At 65.1% G+C, this 4,505-nt stretch carries 4 protein-coding genes; all 4 read right to left on the bottom strand.

Annotated features, from left to right (window positions below):
• Positions 1 to 1,165, bottom strand: a 1,165-nt coding sequence (locus EN893_RS20105) for a M48 family metalloprotease (protein WP_128361726.1), incomplete at its 3' end; no start/stop codon positions are given.
• A 257-nt stretch (positions 1,166 to 1,422) separates the two neighbouring features.
• Positions 1,423 to 2,205, bottom strand: a complete 783-nt coding sequence (thiQ, locus tag EN893_RS20100; protein ID WP_127267250.1) for a thiamine ABC transporter ATP-binding protein — start codon at positions 2,203 to 2,205, stop codon at positions 1,423 to 1,425.
• Complete coding sequence (gene thiP / locus EN893_RS20095) at positions 2,198 to 3,823, bottom strand: thiamine/thiamine pyrophosphate ABC transporter permease (RefSeq protein WP_127270156.1); 1,626 nt, start codon at positions 3,821 to 3,823, stop codon at positions 2,198 to 2,200. Before thiP ends, thiQ begins: the two co-directional genes overlap by 8 nt.
• A gap of 251 nt (positions 3,824 to 4,074) precedes the next feature.
• Positions 4,075 to 4,505: thiamine ABC transporter substrate-binding protein (locus EN893_RS20085; RefSeq protein WP_128361725.1), on the bottom strand; the 431-nt coding region annotated here is incomplete at its 5' end.

Here is a 4,505-nt window from a genome sequence, read left to right as displayed (position 1 = left end):
CCGCTATGTCGAATTGCCAGCCTTCGGCGCCGGCATGCGCGGTCGCCGCCTCATTGCCGTTGATGGTTTCCTGCTTGACGCTGCTGTCGACGAGACCAGCCACCCAGCCGCTGCGGATATAGTCCGTCAGCGCCCGGTTCTTGTCGATAGAGACGCCATCGAAACGGATCGCTATGTCGCCGGGGCCGGTGGCCGTCACCGCTGCCGCCGAATTGTCGATGATGAAGCCGTCCGGCACCGTGAACGACACGCCAAGGCCCGGGTGCAGGAAGGTTTCGCCGCGCACATAGCCTTCCTCAGGCGTGTCGCCATAGAGCAGGCCGTCTATGCCGGCGAGGAAGGAATCGCGGTCGCGCGTGCCGACGCCCGGCGCGCCGAACTGGCGAGCATGGCGCTGCGCCAGATCGATGCGCTGCGGCGTGTTGGGGTGCGTGGCCAGGAAGTCCAGGCTGGCGTCGGTGGCGCCGCTGATCGAGCGGAAATCGGTATAGGCCGACATCGATTGAAGGAAGCGGCCTGCGGCGAAAGGATCGTAGCCGGCCTCGCCGATCGACTTGATGCCGATGGCGTCGGCTTCCAGCTCCTGGTTGCGCGAAAATTGCGCCAGCCTCAGCTTGCCGCGGATCAACGCCGCCTTGGCGGTCGGGCTGTCGCCGAGCACATCGGAAACCACCTTGGTCGCCAGGCCTTCCTCTGCCTCGAGCTGTTGGCGCTGCAGGCCGTGATTGGCAGTGACGTGGCCCATCTCATGCGCGATGACAGCGGCAAGCTCGGCCGAATCATTGGCCAGCGCCAGGAGGCCGCGGGTGATGTAGAGATAACCGCCCGGCAGCGCGAATGCGTTGACGTTGGGCGAATTTAGAATGGTGATGCGATAGGTCTGTGTCGGGTTGGCGGACACCACCGTCAAACTACCGACCACCTTGGCGACCATTCGCTCGAGCTTGGGGTCGGAATATTCACCGCCGTAAGTCGCCAGGATGCGCGGGTGCTGCGCCTTGGCCAATTCGGCGAGCTTGTTGTTGGCGCCGACATTGTCCACTGTGATCGGCTTGTCGGAAGGCTGGAAGCCGGATTCCTGAACTTCCGGCGGCGTGAACATCTGGCAGCTTGCCAACGCCACGGCAAAACCGGCCAGCGCGAGAAAACGCGCCAGCGGTTTCATTCCCAATGTGTTAGCGCCGATCGCCAGAACGGCTTCCTTTCGGGTCCCGGCGCATGACCACGAAAATCGGGGGCGATCTTCGGAACGTGTCATGCGCTATCTCAAACTGCTGCTGCATCCGTTGCCCGTCCCTTAGGGCGGGCGGCGGATACTGCAGGCAAATCACGGCCTGTGCCGGACCGGTAGGGCGACCTAGCCACACTCCCCCGGTCATGGCAAGCAAACGCCACATCGCCTGGAGCCGGTTTGACCGTAAATTATGTCCGCTTCCGGGCAACATCGCGTGATGTGGAATATCCAGCACCCGCGCCGATATAGCGCCGGAACGCCTCCGGACCAGCCCCGGTAAAGAAATCATCAGCCTTGCCGGTTGCGGCCACCAACCCATTGTCGACAAACACCATGTGCTCGCCGATGCGGCGTGCATCCTCGGGCTGGTGGGTGACAAATAGCACCGTCATGGCGCGTTCGGCATGAACGGCAGCAACCAGATTCAGCATCTCGTCGCGCAAAGCGGGTCCGAGCGAAGCGAATGGCTCGTCGAGCAGCAACACCGGTCGGTCGCGCACCAGCACGCGGGCCAGTGCGACGCGCTGGCGTTCGCCCCCGGAGAGCTCGCGCGGCAGGCGTTTCTCCTTGCCCGCGAGACCGGTGCGCGCAAGCGCCTCGGCGACCGCGGCGCGGTCCGCCTCGGTCAGTCCCAGGGAGGGCGAGCGACCGAGCCCGACATTCTGCTCGACGGAAAGATGCGCGAAGAGATTGTTCTCCTGGAACACCATCGACACCGGCCGCGCCGAGGCCGGCTCGGCGCTGACATCGGCCCCGCCGATCAGCACGCGGCCCGACTGTGGGGTCTCGAAGCCGGCGACCAGATTGAGCAGCGTCGACTTGCCCGAACCGCTCGGACCCATGATGGCGGTGATCTTCGCCGTGGCGAACTCGACGTCGAAGACAAGTGGCACCTCACCATAACTGAACGACACCTTGTCCAGCCGCACCGGCGCGCCCTTCTCGAGCCTGCTGGCCGCCCTCTCACGCATCGCGGACCTTCTCCCTTCCCAGCCAGTGCGCCGCCACGATCAACGCGAGACAGACGAGGCCGAGCAGCAGTGCCAGGCCGGCGGCATCCTCGGTGCGGTAGCTGCCCATCCGTGCCAGAAGAAGGTAGGGCAATGTCTGCACGGAATCACTGCCGAACAGGGCAATGACACCGAGATCGCCCAGCGACAGCGCCATGGCGAAAGCGAAGGCCGTGGCGAGCGGGCGCCGCAGCGACGGCCAGTCGACCAGCATCAGCCGGTTCCAGCCCGCAATGCCGAGCTGTGCGCAGAGCCGTTCGTGACGCTCGCTCGCCGCATCATAGGCGGGACGCACGGCGCGCAGGGCGAATGGCATCGCCATCACCGCGTTGACGGTGACGACCATGACCGGGGCGATGGCAAAGACATCGCCGGCATGGCGCAGCAACAGGAACCAGCCGGCGCCGACGACGATCGGCGGCACGACAAGGACAAAGCCGGCGCCTGTATCGGCAGCGTGTTCGAGCAGTGTCTTTGCGCCGGCACGGCGGTTCAGCGCCAGTGCCCGCCGCGCCATGGTCAGCGCCAGCGACAGCATCACCGAGAGCAGTGCCGACAGGAAGGCCAGCACCACGCTGGTCAGCGTTGCCTGCCGGACAGTGGCCTCACCGGCCAACCGGCCGAGATCCGCACCCAACCCGGCCATCACGGTTGCCGCCATCGGCCCAACGACGAACAGCAGCGCCAGGATGATGAGTAGCGCGTTCAACCAGGTCTCGCTCCGATGGACTGAGAGATACCGACGTTGCGCGACCGGCAAATTGGTGTCGCCGACCACATTGGCGCCCAGGCGCGTCAGGGCCAGCACAACGATAAAGGTCAGGGCAATCTGCAACAGCGTCAGTGTAACGGCCCGCGCGGGATCGAAATCAAAGCGCAGCGCCTGGTAGATGCCGACCTCCAGCGTCGTCGCGGCCGGCCCGCCGCCGAGCGTCAGCACGATCGTGAAGGATGTGATGCAGAGCATGAACACAAGCCCGGCGACGCCGGGCAATGCGGCGCGCAGCGTTGGCCATTCGATCAGCCGGAACGCCGGCCGCGCCGCCATGCCGAGTTGGCTCGCCAACCGCCATTGGTCGGCCGGTATGGTCTGCAGCGCCTCGAGGAACAGCCGCGTCGCCAGCGGCAGGTTGAAGAAGACATGGGCGACGAGGATGCCGGACAGGCCATAGATACCCGGCCAGCTTCCGCCGCCGATCAGGGCAAGCACGCCGGCGAAATAGCCGGCACGGCCATAAAGCGCCAGAATGCCGAGCGCTGCGACAATAGCCGGCAGCGCCAACGGCACGGCGAAGATCTGCAGGATGAAGGCGCGGCCGAAGAAACGTGGATGTCGCGACAGAGCCCGCGCCACGAACAGCGCCGGGATGGCCGAAAGCAGCGTCGAGAGCGCCGCTTGCCAGAGCGTGAAGCGAATGACGCGAAGCAGATAGGGATCGAAGGCTGCCCAGGCGCCCGAGAAATCGTGGGCGCCCTCGAAAAGCAGGCCGGCAAACGCGCCGCCGATCAGCAGCGCGATCGCGGCAAGCGCGACAATGCCGGCGCTGACGCGGGGATCGGCTGGATGGCGCGTACGCATCTCGCGCTATCCAACCCTGCGACGGGTATTGATCGAGGGGAATATCTGGCGAAGGCCCAGCCCACCCCCCTCTGTCCTACCGGACATCTCCCCCTCAAGGGGGGAGATTGCGCACTCAGCCGCCTTCGCTATTCTCAAGAGTGGCAGGACTAAGAGAGGCGATAAAGCTGCCGATATCCCCCCCTGAGGGGGAGATGGCCGGCAGGCCAGAGGGGGGCGGCTTGGCGCAAACATGCGACGCGGCTCGCGCCCTACTTGCTCATCACCGCAAGCCATTCATCGACCCAGGCCTTGCGATTGGCAGCGACCTCTTGCGGGCTGAACAGCAAGGTCTTGGTCGGCTTGACCAGTTTATCAAAGGCCGGATTGAGCGGCTTGTCGGTCTTGCCGGCCGGGAACATCCAGTTGGTCTCGGGAATGGCATCCTGGAATTTAGGCCCGGTCATGAAGGCCATAAACTTGGCCGCCAGCGGATTCTTGGCTCCCGTCGTGGTGATACCCGCCACCTCGATCTGCAGATACTCGCCCTCCTCGAAGGAGGCCGCCTGGTAGCGCCCGGTGTTCTCGGCGATCATGTGATAGGCCGGCGACGTCGTGTAGGACAGCACCATCGGCGCCTCGCCCTTGGTGAACAGCCCATAGGCCTCGCTCCAGCCCGGCGTCACGGTCAGCACCTTCGGCT

Source organism: Mesorhizobium sp. M7A.F.Ca.CA.004.04.2.1 (assembly GCF_004022825.1).
Taxonomy (GTDB): domain Bacteria; phylum Pseudomonadota; class Alphaproteobacteria; order Rhizobiales; family Rhizobiaceae; genus Mesorhizobium.
This window is presented reverse-complemented; position numbering and strand designations above follow the sequence as displayed.

What these genes read in the sequence shown, in the direction of transcription:
- thiP (WP_127270156.1), bottom strand. Translation starts at nt 3,823, where the DNA reads ATGCGTACGCGCCATCCAGCCGATCCCCGCGTCAGCGCCGGCATTGTC.
- thiQ (WP_127267250.1), bottom strand. Translation starts at nt 2,205, where the DNA reads ATGCGTGAGAGGGCGGCCAGCAGGCTCGAGAAGGGCGCGCCGGTGCGG.